At 53.4% G+C, this 14,488-nt stretch carries 12 protein-coding genes; 7 read left to right on the forward strand and 5 right to left on the reverse strand.

Going from position 1 to position 14,488, the window contains the following annotated elements; genetic code table 11:
- Positions 1–15 precede the first annotated feature (15 nt).
- On the reverse strand, positions 16–759 hold the full coding sequence (gene ybgI / locus SK36_RS14425; protein WP_045449503.1) for a radiation resistance protein YbgI: 744 nt from the start codon (positions 757–759) through the stop codon (positions 16–18).
- Positions 760–1,048: 289 nt separating this feature from the next.
- Here ybgI and dtpD point away from each other — a divergent pair, with 289 nt between their 5' ends.
- Positions 1,049–2,530, forward strand: a complete 1,482-nt coding sequence (gene dtpD, locus SK36_RS14430) for a dipeptide permease DtpD (RefSeq protein WP_048221844.1) — start codon at positions 1,049–1,051, stop codon at positions 2,528–2,530.
- 52 nt (positions 2,531–2,582) lie between these two features.
- Here dtpD and SK36_RS14435 read toward each other — a convergent pair whose 3' ends face one another.
- From SK36_RS14435 to SK36_RS14450, 4 genes are all read right to left on the reverse strand, one after another.
- Positions 2,583–3,485, reverse strand: a complete 903-nt coding sequence (locus SK36_RS14435) for an Rpn family recombination-promoting nuclease/putative transposase (protein WP_045441082.1) — start codon at positions 3,483–3,485, stop codon at positions 2,583–2,585.
- A gap of 161 nt (positions 3,486–3,646) precedes the next feature.
- Positions 3,647–5,065 (reverse strand): deoxyribodipyrimidine photo-lyase, encoded by a 1,419-nt coding sequence (gene phrB, locus SK36_RS14440; protein WP_048221845.1) that lies wholly within the window; start codon positions 5,063–5,065, stop codon positions 3,647–3,649.
- A 24-nt stretch (positions 5,066–5,089) separates the two neighbouring features.
- Positions 5,090–6,046, reverse strand: coding sequence for a YbgA family protein (locus SK36_RS14445; protein ID WP_045441080.1), 957 nt, complete (start codon positions 6,044–6,046; stop codon positions 5,090–5,092).
- A gap of 98 nt (positions 6,047–6,144) precedes the next feature.
- Complete coding sequence (locus SK36_RS14450) at positions 6,145–6,351, reverse strand: YbfA family protein (protein ID WP_045441079.1); 207 nt, start codon at positions 6,349–6,351, stop codon at positions 6,145–6,147.
- A gap of 308 nt (positions 6,352–6,659) precedes the next feature.
- Here SK36_RS14450 and kdpF point away from each other — a divergent pair, with 308 nt between their 5' ends.
- Genes kdpF through kdpE form a run of 6 tightly spaced genes read left to right on the forward strand, consistent with a single transcriptional unit; the run spans position 6,660 to position 14,441 of the window.
- Positions 6,660–6,749, forward strand: a complete 90-nt coding sequence (kdpF, locus tag SK36_RS24455; RefSeq protein WP_001670793.1) for a K(+)-transporting ATPase subunit F — start codon at positions 6,660–6,662, stop codon at positions 6,747–6,749.
- Entirely contained in the window at positions 6,749–8,428 is a 1,680-nt protein-coding gene (gene kdpA, locus SK36_RS14460) for a potassium-transporting ATPase subunit KdpA (RefSeq protein WP_048221846.1), read from the forward strand. Before kdpF ends, kdpA begins: the two co-directional genes overlap by 1 nt.
- Positions 8,429–8,448: 20 nt before the next feature.
- The gene (gene kdpB / locus SK36_RS14465) at positions 8,449–10,497 is read left to right on the forward strand and encodes a potassium-transporting ATPase subunit KdpB (protein ID WP_048221847.1); all 2,049 of its coding nucleotides are present in this window, start codon (positions 8,449–8,451) and stop codon (positions 10,495–10,497) included.
- 8 nt (positions 10,498–10,505) lie between these two features.
- Positions 10,506–11,072 (forward strand): potassium-transporting ATPase subunit KdpC, encoded by a 567-nt coding sequence (gene kdpC, locus SK36_RS14470; protein ID WP_045441076.1) that lies wholly within the window; start codon positions 10,506–10,508, stop codon positions 11,070–11,072.
- Between the two features lie 10 nt (positions 11,073–11,082).
- Entirely contained in the window at positions 11,083–13,767 is a 2,685-nt protein-coding gene (kdpD, locus tag SK36_RS14475; RefSeq protein ID WP_048221848.1) for a two-component system sensor histidine kinase KdpD, read from the forward strand.
- Positions 13,764–14,441: a two-component system response regulator KdpE gene (gene kdpE / locus SK36_RS14480; RefSeq protein ID WP_045441074.1), complete on the forward strand. Its 678-nt coding sequence runs from the start codon at positions 13,764–13,766 to the stop codon at positions 14,439–14,441. The genes kdpD and kdpE overlap by 4 nt, the downstream gene beginning before the upstream one ends.
- The last annotated feature ends 47 nt before the right edge of the window (positions 14,442–14,488 follow it).

The following is a 14,488-nucleotide window of genomic DNA, read 5'->3' on the forward strand; positions in this document are numbered from 1 at the left end:
TTCGCCCCTCTTTAATTACGCCGGATTGGGTATATCAATGAAAGAAACATCCAAATCAGTATTTTCATTCAGCCATTCACTTAACGCGCGAATACCGCCACGTTCGGTGGCATGATGTCCGGCTGCATAAAAATGCAGCCCCTGCTCACGGGCTGAGTGAATGGTTTGTTCGGAGACTTCACCGGTAATAAAAGCATCGACGCCAAAACGGGCCGCGCTATCAATGAAACTTTGGCCGCCACCGGTACACCAGGCGACGCGCTGAACTTTTTCCGGCCCTGTATCACCACACCATAACGGTTTACGTCCCAGGCGCGCCTCTATCCAGGATGCCAACTCTAACCCCGGAACCGGCATAGCGAGTTCGCCCCACGGCACCAGAGGCTCAATTTCCCCCATCACGGTAATGCCTAGCAGCGCAGCTAACTGCGCGTTATTCCCCAGTTCCGGGTGCGCATCCAGCGGCAGGTGCCAGCCATACAGGTTAATATCATTTTCCAGCAGTGTTTTCAGACGATGGCGCTTCATGCCGCGAATAACCGGGGATTCGCCTTTCCAGAAGTAACCGTGATGAACGATGACCGCATCAGCCCGCAGACGCACTGCCTCGTCCAATAATGCCTGGCTTGCGGTCACGCCGGTCACGATTTTATGCACCGTCTCTTTGCCCTCAACCTGCAAACCATTCGGCGCGTAGTCGCTAATGGCCGCGCTGTTCAGTTTGTCGTTGATCAGTTGTTCCAGTTCGGTGTTTTTCATCATCGCCCTCGTTGTCAAAAATTCTGCATGCCCAATCAGCAACACAGCTTAAGCTAAAATAGCGTCCCCGCCTCCGTTCGTCGATAGCCATTTCACTGACACATCAAGAAACAATCACATGGACTTTGAAGATAAATTGCTTACCACCAGGAGATCTTATTCATGTATATTTATGCAATCAGACAGCATATTGCAAAAATAATCAGATCTGTATCAAAGTTACCATTTCAAGGAAACACGCTCACACAGTACGTTCATCCTGTCGTGAGGCATTCACTTCGAGAATAGAATGAATAAACAAGCATCTCAGCCGCGCGCTATCTATTACGTCGTCGCACTGCAAATTTGGGAGTACTTCAGTTTTTACGGCATGCGTGCACTGCTGATCCTGTATCTCACTAACCAGCTTAAGTACAACGATAATCATGCATATGAACTCTTCAGTGCCTACTGCTCGCTAGTGTATGTCACCCCAATTCTGGGAGGATACCTGGCGGATAAAGTGCTCGGCAACCGCATGGCAGTCATGATTGGCGCATTTTTAATGGCAGTGGGGCACCTGGTGCTGGGTGCCAGTGAAATGGCGCCGGCGTTCCTCTATTTGTCTCTGGCAATTATCGTCTGCGGTTACGGTCTGTTTAAATCCAACATCAGTTGCCTGCTGGGCGAACTGTATCAGCCGGAAGATCCGCGTCGCGACGGCGGTTTCTCTCTGCTTTATGCCGCAGGTAACATCGGTTCGATTATCGCCCCTATCGCCTGTGGCTATGTGCAGGAAGAGTACAGCTGGGCCATGGGCTTCGCGCTGGCCGCAATCGGCATGCTGGCAGGACTGGTGATTTTCTTATGCGGAAACCGCCATTTCGCCCACACCACTGGTGTCAACAAAGCTGTCCTGTTCGCCAGAACGTTTATTCTGCCAAACTGGGCCTGGTTGTTGGTATTACTGGTGGCAGCCCCGCTGCTGATTACCGTCCTGTTCTGGAAAGAGTGGTCCGTGTATGCACTGATCGTTGCCACCGTCATTGGTCTGGCTGTTCTGGCAAAAATCTACCGTCAGGCACAAACACAGAAGCAGCGTAAAGAACTGGGGCTTATCGTTACTCTGACCTTCTTCAGCCTGTTGTTCTGGGCCTTTGCTCAACAGGGCGGCAGTTCTATTAGCCTCTATATCGACCGCTTTGTTAATCGCGACATTCTGGGATATTCCGTTCCTACCGCGATGTTCCAGTCGGTCAACGCCTTCGCCGTGATGCTGTGCGGCATCGTGCTGGCATGGGTGGTTAAAGAAAGCGTGGGTGGCAACCGCACTGTGCGTATCTGGGGTAAATTTGCCCTCGGTCTGGGATTAATGAGCGCAGGTTTTTGTATTCTGACCTTAAGCGCCCGCTGGTCAGCAGCTTACGGGCATTCTTCTATGCCACTGATGATCCTTGGGCTGGCGGTGATGGGATTTGCCGAATTGTTTATCGATCCGGTCGCGATGTCGCAAATTACGCGCATTGAGATCCCGGGCGTTACCGGCGTATTAACCGGTATTTATATGCTGCTTTCGGGTGCCATTGCCAACTACCTGGCGGGAGTGATTGCCGACCAGACATCCCAGGGCACATTTGATGCCTCCGGGGCCATCAACTATTCCATCAATGCCTATATTGATGTCTTTAGCGAGATTACCTGGGGAGCCCTGGCCTGTGTCGCGCTGGTACTGCTAATTTGGTTGTATCAGTCGCTTAAGTTTAGAAACCGTCCACTGGCGGTAGAGTCCTGAGTTTACAGGCCCGATGATGTACTACGACTCGGGCCTGTTTTTTATCAAGAGATTACGAATTATTAACTGCCAAATCCTCTTCCGACAGACCTGTAACCAGTAACACCATTTCACGAGCTATTCCTTGCGCCAGCATTGTTTGCGCTATACGTAATGCAGCCTCGCGTTTACCTTGCTGTACCCCTTCCTGTAATCCCTCTAACCGTAATCGCTCCGCAATAGTCATCAGCCTCTCCTTGTGTTGGGGGATCCGTTGCGCCATCTCTTGCATAAATTCATTGAAGCGAGATGCATCGCCGGATTGCAGAATGTAATTAAACATCGCCTGTAGCTGCGTGTCATTAGCGCATCCTGTAAGTAACAGCGTAGCCAGTTGTTCTACCAGTCCCATCAAATCCCGCTGACGGATATATTTTTGCATGAGTTCCAGCAACGCCATTCGCCTGTGCGTCAGGATTTCATCATCGGGTACTACCGTTATATCCACCAGTGGAAATGCACTGGCATAGAGTTGCCTTGCCGCCACAGGATCTGCAAACGCATCCAGCCAACACAGTGAATACGGGTACGGGCTGCGGTTACCGTGATAAAACAACATCGGTATTACCAGCGGCAGTTCCTTGTGTCCGGCGTCCAGATGGCGCTGCATGGCCGTCATCGCATAACGCAGCAAACGAAAAGCCATATGCGGATCGGCTGAACTCTGATGCTCTATAACAACATAGACATAACCGCCACCGTCGCGTGTGTGCAGCGACCAGAGCACATCGGAGTAGCAAGAACGTAAATCCGCTTCAATAAAGCTCTCTGACTCCAGCTTCAACGTATTAAAATCGCAAAGCTTTTGCAGACAAGCCGGAAGGTGAATCTCGAGGAAATCCCGCGCAGTTTCGGGATGGTGTAAAAACGTTTTGAATACCGCATCATGCGGAGTGGAAGTCGTTGCCGTTGTCATCGTGTTCCGTCACCTGAAAGAAGATGACGGGACTTTACTGCCCAGGCGTAACTGGTGCATTCAGGCAGTAACGGTCTTACGCACACGATTCAGCGCTAAATGCGCCCGCTAGCAACATGTGCATTCTGCTGGAATGCATTACGCAGAAATCCACCACGCACTCACCCTTTTCGCGCCGCCTCATAGGCCGCGAGCGTGGCTAATCTCGCCTGCTTATGGTCGACAATGGGGCGAGGGTAATGGAGAGTCACCTGCGCTTTTTCCGCCCAGTTCCACGGCTCGTGGATTGCTTTTCCTGGCACCTCGCGTAATTCCGGCACCCACTGGCGGATAAACTCACCGTCACGATCGAATTTTTCCCCCTGAGTCGTTGGATTAAAAATACGAAAATACGGCGCGGCATCAGTTCCGGTTGACGCCGCCCACTGCCAGCCACCGTTATTGGCTGCCAGATCGCCGTCGATCAGTTGCGACATGAAATACTGCTCTCCTTTACGCCAGTCAATCAGCAGATCTTTCACCAGAAAGCTGGCGGTAATCATGCGTAAACGGTTATGCATCCATCCTGTGGTGTTAAGCTGGCGCATGGCGGCATCCACAATGGGATATCCCGTTTGCCCCGTCTGCCACGCCTGAAAATGTGCAGAGTTATCCTGCCACTGAACACGATCGGTCCAGCGAATAAAGGGACGATGACGACACAGTGCCGGGTGGTATGTCATTAAATGGCGGTAAAACTCGCGCCAGATAAGCTCATTCAACCAGACGCTTCCGCTCCCGCCCTCAAGTGCCTGCGGCTGTTCTGCTAACAACCGGTTCAGGCATTGACGCGGCGATAATCCACCGGTTGCAAGACTTGCGGATAACCGGCTGGTGCCATCAATTGCCGGATAGTCACGCTGTTGTTCATATTCCGCGACAGCCTGCTGGCAAAACTGACGTAATTGCGCGATAGCCGATTTTTCTTCCGGTTGGAAATGTCGCACATCAAAATCCTGCTGCGGATAACTCAGCGTAATTGCGGTTAACGGTGCGGAAATAGTGCTGCTGTCTCGTCTCTTTGGCGCGGCAACACTCTCAGGAACACCGTCTTTTAGACGTTTCAGCCAGGCATTTTTAAATGGCGTAAAGACTTTATACATTTCATGATTGCCGGTCATCACCGCCCCCGGAGGCAGGATCACGCTGTCGTCAAAACCCTCACAGATCACGTGTGGCAATGACTTTTCCACACTTACATCACGCTGTCGTTCGTTTATTTCATACTGATAGTTATAAAAAAGCCGGCTGACATCATGCTGCGCACAGACGTTTTTTACTGTATCCACGCTGGCGGAAAAATCGGTAACTTCATGAAACAGAAGGGGAATGCCTTTTTCTGCCAGTGCCGTTTGTAGCATATTTAATTGAGCGCTAATAAACGCCGCCTGGCGTGGAGCCATGTTATGTGACGTCCACTGTTCGGGAGTGGCAATATATAACGCCAGTACCCGAGCAGAAGGATCACGGCACGCGGCGGCGAGGGCGAGATTATCGTGCAGACGTAAATCACAACGAAACCAGACCAAATGGGTGGTCATAAAGCTCCCAAATCAATAAGACAATTAGCTTCCATAGCGCAAACGTAACGTTGCGGGCCAGGGATCAAAGTAGCGCTGTCCGGAAAGCCAGGTATCCGGGTATTCTGCCATATAGTGTTTGAGCAGCGTCACGGGAGCAAGCAGTGGCTGCGTTGCGCGCCGATAATCATCAATCAGCGTTGCGAGTTCCTGACGCTGACGAGCATTGAGCTGCTTACGAAAATACCCCTGAACGTGCATCAAAACATTAGTATGGTTACGCCGGGTAGCCTGATGCGACATCAAAGCCATCAACTGCTGGCGATAAGCGATAAAAAAGGCATCCAGACTTTCCCATTCGTGAACCGCTGCCACAAAACGCCCGAGCTCCCGATATGCTGGCTGAGAATGCGTCAACAGCAACAGCTTATAGCGACTGTGATAGTCAATCAGTGCTCCGCGTGTCAGCCCTTGCTCACGAATACCATTTAGTTCATGCAGCGCATACATTCGTTCAACAAAGTTTTCGCGGATTTGCGGGTCATGCAACCGCCCATCCTCTTCTACTGGCAACCACGGATATGCGTCCATCAATAATGATGTGTAGATACCGCGTCCCGCTTTGCGGTTATTTTTACCGTCAGCATCGTACACGCGGACACGTTCCATTCCGCAGGTGGGGGATTTTGCGCAGACGATGTAGCCGCACAGATGTTCAAACTGCCCGATCTGTTGGTTACTGAAAACCGTCATGGCATCAGTGAGGTTCCCTTCCCGCTTATCGCTAAAACGCAGAGAAATAGCACCATCATCGTTTTTTACCAGACGTAACGCAGGACGAGGCACTGGCAATCCAATGGCCATTTCCGGACACACTGGCTCAAAGCGCACCCACGGAGATAGGTCTTCCACGGCAAAAGCCAGCCGTTTATGTCCGCCATCAAAGCGAACGTTAGCACCTAGCAAGCAGGCACTTATACCCACCGGGATTTTCTCGTTCATCACAACTCCTTATCCGTTATCTGAATAAGTGTAGACGTCGGAGCATAAAAAAAACCGCTACATTACTGTTAGCGGTTTTCTTGAGCAATTTCGATAAATTAATAGAAATCGCAGGTCGCTTTTTCAGCCTGATCCATCCACACCGGCTTATCGCTGGTTTTCGACCAGACGCGGTGCAGGTAGCTGTAAAAACGGGCGCGGTCTTTCCAGAACAGCATGACCGGTAGCGCCAGCACGCCCGCCACAACGGCGAAAGTACGGCGTAATAAGACAACATGTGCTGGATATTCTTTGTAAAGATCCATACTTTTCTCCCCTATATCTGTTCGGTGAATCGCACCGGAAAAATAAACTTGGTTAACTGATGAAAATAATACCGCCTTGTGTGTAATTTTACTACTCATCCGACCACTTATTTTTATCTATTGATGCTTCGTTTAACTTAAATTCGTAATTTAGTTACATAAAAGTTAAATTAATACTAATCATTAGTTAAATAATGGCCTTTGCCATTTTTATACTTTTTTTACATCCCGCCCGCCGATTTTTGCGAAATCTTTGCAACCAAAAAACTACGCTCTGGTTATCACATTTATGCCACTGGAGGTGCACCGTGAGTGCAGGCGTGATAACCGGCATTGTGCTGGTGTTTTTATTATTAGGTTATCTGGTGTATGCCCTGATCAATGCGGAGGCGTTCTGATGGCGGCACAAGGATTTTTACTCATCGCCAGTTTCTTACTGGTTCTTTTTGTTGTAGCCAGACCATTGGGCGCAGGGCTGGCAAGGCTTATCAATGACGCATCATTGCCGGGCGTGACCGGCATTGAACGTGTGCTCTGGCGTGGGCTGGGCATTTCGCAACACGAAATGAACTGGAAGCAGTATCTGCTGGCAATTCTTGCACTCAATATGTTGGGTCTGCTGGTACTGTTTTCGATGCTGATGGCGCAAGGTTTGCTGCCACTGAACCCTCAGCAATTGCCGGGACTCTCATGGCATCTCGCGCTGAATACCGCCGTGAGTTTTGTTACCAATACCAACTGGCAGTCATACAGCGGCGAAACCACCTTAAGCTACTTCAGCCAAATGGCCGGGCTGACCGTACAGAATTTCCTGTCAGCGGCGACCGGCATCGCGGTGATTTTCGCCCTGATCCGCGCCTTCACACGCCAAAGTATGAACACGCTGGGTAACGCCTGGGTGGATCTGGTGCGCATTACGTTATGGATCTTGCTGCCCATTGCTCTGCTCATCGCCCTGTTTTTTATACAGCAAGGCACGCTGCAAAACCTGTTGCCTTACCAGGCGTTCACCACGCTTGAAGGCGCTAAACAACTGCTGCCGATGGGTCCGGTCGCCTCGCAAGAAGCCATTAAGATGCTCGGCACTAACGGTGGCGGCTTCTTTAACGCTAACTCATCACATCCGTTTGAAAATCCAACCGCACTGACCAACATGGTGCAGATGCTGGCGATCTTTTTAATTCCCGCCGCCCTGTGCTTTGCTTTTGGCGACGTCGTGGGCGATCGCCGTCAGGGACGTACTCTGCTGTGGGCAATGTCGCTGATTTTTGTCATCTGCGTGGCGATCGTGATGTGGTCTGAGATTCAGGGTAATTCACATCTGATGGCGTTTGGCGCAGACAGCAATATCAACATGGAAGGTAAAGAGAGCCGCTTTGGCGTGCTGGTCAGCAGTCTGTTTGCGGTCGTCACGACGGCAGCATCCTGCGGGGCGGTCATCGCTATGCATGACTCTTTCACCGCGCTGGGCGGGATGGTGCCAATGTGGTTGATGCAGATTGGCGAAGTGGTGTTTGGCGGCGTGGGTTCAGGTTTATACGGCATGCTGCTGTTTGTTCTGCTGGCCGTATTTATCGCCGGACTGATGATTGGCCGTACCCCGGAATATCTGGGTAAGAAAATCGACGTGCGCGAAATGAAAATGACAGCGCTGGCGATTCTGGTTACCCCTGCACTGGTGCTGCTTGGTACAGCGATTGCCATGATGAGCGACGCCGGGCGCAGCGCGATGCTCAACCCTGGGCCACACGGTTTCAGTGAGGTGCTGTACGCCGTATCGTCTGCAGCGAACAACAACGGTAGCGCCTTTGCCGGGTTAAGCGCCAACAGCCCATTCTGGAACTGCCTGCTGGCCTTCTGCATGTTCTTCGGGCGCTTCGGCGTCATTATTCCGGTGATGGCAATTGCCGGGTCGTTGGTCGGTAAAAAGAGCCAATCCGCAAGCCCTGGCACTCTGCCCACACACGGTGCGCTGTTTGTCGGGTTGTTAATCGGTACGGTGTTACTGGTTGGCGCTCTTACCTTTATTCCTGCTCTGGCGCTTGGCCCGGTCGCAGAATACCTCTCTTTACGTTGAGCGATGCGGAGCACATTATTATGAGTCGCAAGCAACTGGCGCTGTTCGAACCCTCTCTGGTCGCGCAAGCGCTTATGGACGCCGTCAAAAAATTAAGCCCACATACCCAGTGGCGCAATCCGGTCATGTTTATCGTCTGGATCGGCAGCCTGCTGACCACGCTGATAACCGTAGCGATGGCAACCGGGCACATGATCGGGAACCCAATATTTACCGGGGCGATAAGTCTCTGGTTATGGGTGACCGTTCTGTTCGCCAACTTTGCCGAGGCGCTGGCGGAAGGACGTAGCAAAGCACAGGCCAACAGCCTGAAAGGGGTGAAAAAAACAGCTTTCGCACGTAAATTACGCGAACCCAAATACGGCTCGTCAATGGATCATGTTCCTGCCAGCGAACTGCGTAAAGGGGATGTGGTGCTGGTTGAAGCAGGCGATATTATCCCCTGCGACGGCGAAGTCATCGAAGGCGGCGCATCGGTGGATGAAAGCGCCATTACCGGGGAATCTGCGCCGGTTATCCGCGAATCCGGCGGTGACTTCGCATCAGTTACCGGAGGAACTCGCATCCTCTCCGACTGGCTGGTGATCGAATGCAGCGTCAACCCCGGCGAAACATTCCTCGACCGAATGATCGCAATGGTCGAAGGCGCCCAACGGCGGAAAACGCCAAATGAAATCGCGCTGACGATCCTGCTGATCGCCCTGACTATCGTCTTTTTGCTGGCAACCGCTACGCTGTGGCCGTTTTCCGCCTGGGGCGGCAGCGCGGTCAGCGTCACAGTTCTGGTTGCATTGCTGGTCTGCCTGATCCCCACCACTATCGGTGGCCTGCTCTCCGCAATTGGCGTCGCCGGAATGAGCCGCATGCTGGGTGCGAATGTCATCGCCACCAGCGGGCGAGCGGTAGAAGCAGCAGGTGACGTGGACGTACTGCTGCTGGATAAAACCGGCACCATTACGCTGGGCAACCGTCAGGCTTCAGATTTTCTTCCCGCCCAGGGCGTTGATGAAAAAACGTTGGCCGACGCCGCACAGCTTTCGTCACTGGCGGATGAAACGCCAGAAGGTCGTAGCATCGTGGTGCTGGCAAAACAGCGCTTTAATCTGCGCATACGCGACGTGCAATCGCTGCACGCCACATTTGTACCGTTTACCGCACAAAGCCGGATGAGCGGTATCAATATCGACAACCGCATGATCCGCAAAGGTTCAGTAGACGCCATTCGTCGTCACGTCGAAGCCAACGGAGGGCACTTCCCTGCCGATGTTGAGCAGAAGGTCGAAAACGTCGCTCGCCTTGGTGCGACGCCGCTGGTCGTTGCCGAAGGTTCGCACGTACTGGGTGTGATTGCGCTGAAAGATATCGTTAAAGGCGGGATCAAAGAACGTTTTGCCCAGTTGCGCAAAATGGGTATCAAAACGGTGATGATCACAGGCGACAACCGGCTAACCGCCGCCGCGATTGCGGCAGAAGCCGGGGTGGATGACTTTTTAGCGGAAGCCACACCGGAAGCCAAGCTGGCACTTATTCGTCAGTACCAGGCGGAAGGTCGTCTGGTGGCGATGACCGGCGACGGAACCAACGACGCCCCCGCACTGGCTCAGGCAGATGTGGCGGTTGCCATGAACTCCGGGACCCAGGCCGCGAAGGAAGCGGGCAACATGGTCGATCTGGACTCTAACCCCACTAAACTGATTGAAGTGGTGCATATTGGCAAACAGATGCTGATGACACGTGGCTCGCTGACCACCTTCAGTATTGCCAACGACGTTGCGAAATATTTCGCCATTATCCCGGCTGCGTTTGCCGCAACCTACCCGCAGCTCAACGCACTTAACGTGATGCACCTGCATTCGCCGGATTCGGCAATCCTGAGCGCGGTCATCTTCAATGCGCTGGTTATTGTCTTTCTGATCCCACTGGCGCTGAAGGGCGTGAGCTATAAACCGTTATCGGCTTCCGCCATGCTGCGCCGTAACTTATGGATCTACGGTCTGGGCGGTCTGGTTGTGCCATTTATTGGTATCAAAGTGATTGATTTATTGCTGACCCTGCTGGGTCTGGTGTGAGGTTTCAGATGAGTGGATTACGTCCTGCACTATCAACATTGATTTTCCTGATACTTATCACCGGCGGAGCATATCCTTTGCTGACAACCGCACTGGGGCAATGGTGGTTTCCCCATCAGGCTAACGGGTCACTGCTCCGTGAGGGTCAGGTCGTTCGCGGCTCTGAACTCATCGGCCAGAACTTTACCGCCGCCGGTTATTTTCAGGGACGCCCTTCAGCGACGGCGGAAATGCCCTATAATCCAATGGGTTCAGGCGGCAGTAACCTGGCGGCCAGCAACCCGGAGCTGGATAAACAATTGCAAAGCAGGATTGCCGCGCTGCGTGCTGCAAATCCGCAGGCTAACCCAGTTGTTCCGGTGGAACTGGTCACGGCGTCTGCCAGTGGACTGGACAATAATCTGACACCGAACGCGGTAGCCTGGCAGATCCCCCGCGTGGCGCAAGCCCGTAACCTCAGCGTTGAAGAGGTAACGCAGTTAGTTGCACAATACACGCATAAGCCGCTGGTCGGGTTTATCGGCCAGCCGGTAGTGAACCTGGTGGAACTTAATTTAGCGCTGGATAAACGCTGAGAAAAAGGTCATGACAGAAGAACCCTTGCGCCCCAATCCGGATCGCTTACTGGAACAGACCGCCGCCCCGCACCGGGGAAAGCTGAAAATCTTCTTCGGTGCCTGCGCTGGAGTCGGGAAAACCTGGGCTATGCTGGCTGAGGCCCAGCGGTTACGGGCGCAAGGGCTGGATGTGTTGATCGGCGTGGTGGAAACTCACGGGCGTAAAGAGACCGCCGCACTGCTGGACGGACTCGCCATGCTGCCGCTGAAACGCCAGTCACACCGTGGGCGGCACATCAGCGAGTTTGATCTCGATGCCGCCCTTGCCCGTCGCCCTGCCCTGATTTTAATGGATGAACTGGCGCACAGTAATGCGCCAGGCTCGCGTCACCCTCGCCGTTGGCAGGACATCGAAGAACTGCTGGAAGCTGGAATTGATGTCTTTACCACTGTTAACGTTCAGCATCTGGAAAGCCTGAACGATATCGTCAGCGGCGTTACCGGTATTCAGGTCCGCGAAACCGTCCCCGATCCGTTTTTCGATGCGGCTGACGATGTGGTACTGGTCGATCTCCCCCCTGACGATCTGCGCCAACGTCTGAACGAAGGCAAAGTCTATATTGCCGGTCAGGCAGAACGGGCTATCGAACACTTCTTCCGCAAAGGCAATTTGATCGCACTGCGCGAACTGGCCCTGCGACGTACAGCTGATCGGGTAGACGATCAAATGCGCGCCTGGCGAGGTCACCCTGGAGAGGAAAAAGTCTGGCACACCCGCGATGCCATCCTGCTGTGTATCGGACACAACACCGGCAGCGAAAAGCTGGTGCGTGCCGCCGCACGTCTGGCTGCACGTCTCGGTAGTATCTGGCATGCCGTGTATGTCGAAACACCCGCACTGCATCAGTTACCCGAAAAGCAACGTCGCGCAATTCTTGGCGCCTTGCGACTGGCACAGGAATTAGGAGCAGAAACAGCCACCCTCTCCGATCCCGCAGAAGATAAAGCGGTCGTCCGCTACGCCCGGGAGCACAATCTGGGAAAAATCGTGCTGGGGCGTCCGACAACGCGACGCAGGTGGCGCAGTGATTCTTTTGCCGACAAGCTGGCCCATCGCGCACCGGATCTCGATCTGATGATTGTCGCGTTGGACGATCCCCCTCCACGTCCGGCGGTTCAGGCTGCTGACACGCGTACCTTTAAAGATAAGTGGCGGGTACAGATTCAGGGCTGTCTGGTTGCAGCTGCACTGTGCGCCTTCACAACGCTGATAGCCATGCAGTGGCTGGTTGCCTTTGATGCCGCCAATCTGGTAATGCTCTACCTGTTAGGCGTGGTAGTGATCGCCCTGTTCTACGGACGCTGGCCGTCTGTGGTGGCGACCTTTATTAACGTCGCCAGCTTCGATCTGTTCTTTATTGCCCCGCGCGGTACGCTGGCCGTTTCGGACGTCCAGTATCTGCTCACATTCGCCGTTATGTTGACGGTCGGTCTGGTCATCGGGAATCTGACCGCAGGAGTGCGCTATCAGGCACGAGTCGCTCGCTACCGGGAACAGCGCACGCGGCATCTGTACGAGATGTCCAAAGCCCTGGCCGTGGGGCGGAGTCAACAAGATATCGCTGCCACCAGTGAGCAGTTTATTACCTCAACCTTTCAGGCCCGCAGTCAGGTTTTATTGCCCGATGAGAACGGCAAACTGGCTCCGCTGACGCATCAACAAGGCACGACGCCCTGGGATGATGCCATTGCCCGCTGGAGCTTTGATAAGGGACAACCGGCCGGGGCCGGCACCGATACCTTACCGGGCGTACCGTATCAGATCTTACCGTTAAAAAGCGCCGACAAAACGTATGGACTGTTGATAGTAGAACCGGGGAATCTTCGACAGTTGATGATCCCGGAACAACAACGACTGCTGGAAACCTTTACCTTGTTGGTTGCCAGCGCCCTGGAGCGACTGGCGCTGACTGCCAGCGAAGAGCTGGCGCGATTTGCCAGCGAACGCGAGAGCATCCGCAACGCCCTGCTCGCCGCCCTTTCTCATGATTTACGCACGCCGTTAACGGTGCTGTTCGGTCAGGCGGAGATTTTAACATTGGATCTGGCAACGGAAGGCTCGAAGCACGCCCGTCAGGCCAGCGAAATTCGCCAGCATGTCCTTAACACGACCCGGCTGGTAAATAATCTGCTGGATATGGCGCGAATTCAGTCTGGCGGCTTTAATCTTAAGAAAGAGTGGTTAACGCTGGAGGAAGTGGTGGGCAGCGCCTTACAGATGCTGGAGCCTGGCCTGGCTGCACCAATTAATCTGTCACTTCCTGAGCCATTGACGCTAATACACGTTGATGGGCCACTCTTTGAACGAGTGCTGATTAATCTGCTGGAAAACGCCGTCAAATACGCAGGCCCGCAGGCACAAATAGGAATTGAAGCACAGGTTGAGGGCGAACACCTGCAACTGGACGTGTGGGATAACGGGCCTGGCATTCCGTCAGGCCAGGAACAACGTATTTTCGACAAGTTTTCCCGGGGGAACAAAGAGTCATCAGTACCGGGCGTTGGGCTGGGACTGGCAATTTGCCAGGCTATTGTCGACGTGCATGGCGGGACCATTACCGCCCATAATCGACCGCAGGGTGGCGCTTGCTTCCGTGTTACACTGCCGCAAGAATTACCCCCTGAACTTGAAGATTTTCATGAGGATATGTGACAAACGTATTGATTGTTGAAGATGAACAGGCCATTCGTCGCTTTCTGCGCACCGCGCTGGAAGCCGATGGTCTGCGCGTGTATGAAGCAGAAACGTTGCAACGTGGCCTGCTGGAGGCCGCGACGCGTAAACCCGATCTCATCATTCTCGATCTCGGCCTGCCAGACGGTGACGGCACTGATTTTATTCGCGACCTGCGACAATGGAGCGCTATTCCCGTTATAGTGCTTTCAGCTCGCAGTGAAGAGAGCGACAAAATCGCCGCACTGGATGCCGGTGCTGATGATTATCTCAGCAAGCCGTTTGGCATTGGCGAACTGCAGGCGCGTTTGCGTGTGGCATTACGCCGCCACGCTATTGGACCCGCACCCGAGCCAGTCGTGCATTTTTCCGATGTGAAAGTGGATATTGCCGCGCGTCTGGTACATCGTGGCGAAGAGGAAATTCACCTGACGCCAATTGAATTTCGCCTGCTGGCGATACTTCTCAATAACAGCGGGAAGGTGCTGACCCAGCGTCAGCTGTTGAATCAGGTTTGGGGTCCCAACGCCGTCGAGCACAGCCACTACCTGCGAATTTATATGGGGCACTTGCGCCAGAAACTGGAAGTAGACCCGGCGCGCCCTCGTCACTTTATAACCGAAACCGGGATTGGCTATCGGTTTATGCCGTGATATTTCACCGGGTACCAGATGTAAAAAAGGAGCCTTTCGGCTCCTTT

The sequence above is a fragment of the Citrobacter sp. MGH106 genome (assembly GCF_001037495.1).
Taxonomy (GTDB): Bacteria; Pseudomonadota; Gammaproteobacteria; order Enterobacterales; family Enterobacteriaceae; genus Citrobacter; species Citrobacter murliniae.

What these genes read in the sequence shown, in the direction of transcription:
- kdpA (WP_048221846.1), top strand. Translation starts at nt 6,749, where the DNA reads ATGGCGGCACAAGGATTTTTACTCATCGCCAGTTTCTTACTGGTTCTT.
- kdpD (WP_048221848.1), top strand. Translation starts at nt 11,083, where the DNA reads ATGACAGAAGAACCCTTGCGCCCCAATCCGGATCGCTTACTGGAACAG.
- kdpB (WP_048221847.1), top strand. Translation starts at nt 8,449, where the DNA reads ATGAGTCGCAAGCAACTGGCGCTGTTCGAACCCTCTCTGGTCGCGCAA.
- SK36_RS14450 (WP_045441079.1), bottom strand. Translation starts at nt 6,351, where the DNA reads ATGGATCTTTACAAAGAATATCCAGCACATGTTGTCTTATTACGCCGT.
- phrB (WP_048221845.1), bottom strand. Translation starts at nt 5,065, where the DNA reads ATGACCACCCATTTGGTCTGGTTTCGTTGTGATTTACGTCTGCACGAT.
- ybgI (WP_045449503.1), bottom strand. Translation starts at nt 759, where the DNA reads ATGAAAAACACCGAACTGGAACAACTGATCAACGACAAACTGAACAGC.
- SK36_RS14435 (WP_045441082.1), bottom strand. Translation starts at nt 3,485, where the DNA reads ATGACAACGGCAACGACTTCCACTCCGCATGATGCGGTATTCAAAACG.
- dtpD (WP_048221844.1), top strand. Translation starts at nt 1,049, where the DNA reads ATGAATAAACAAGCATCTCAGCCGCGCGCTATCTATTACGTCGTCGCA.
- kdpC (WP_045441076.1), top strand. Translation starts at nt 10,506, where the DNA reads ATGAGTGGATTACGTCCTGCACTATCAACATTGATTTTCCTGATACTT.
- SK36_RS14445 (WP_045441080.1), bottom strand. Translation starts at nt 6,046, where the DNA reads ATGAACGAGAAAATCCCGGTGGGTATAAGTGCCTGCTTGCTAGGTGCT.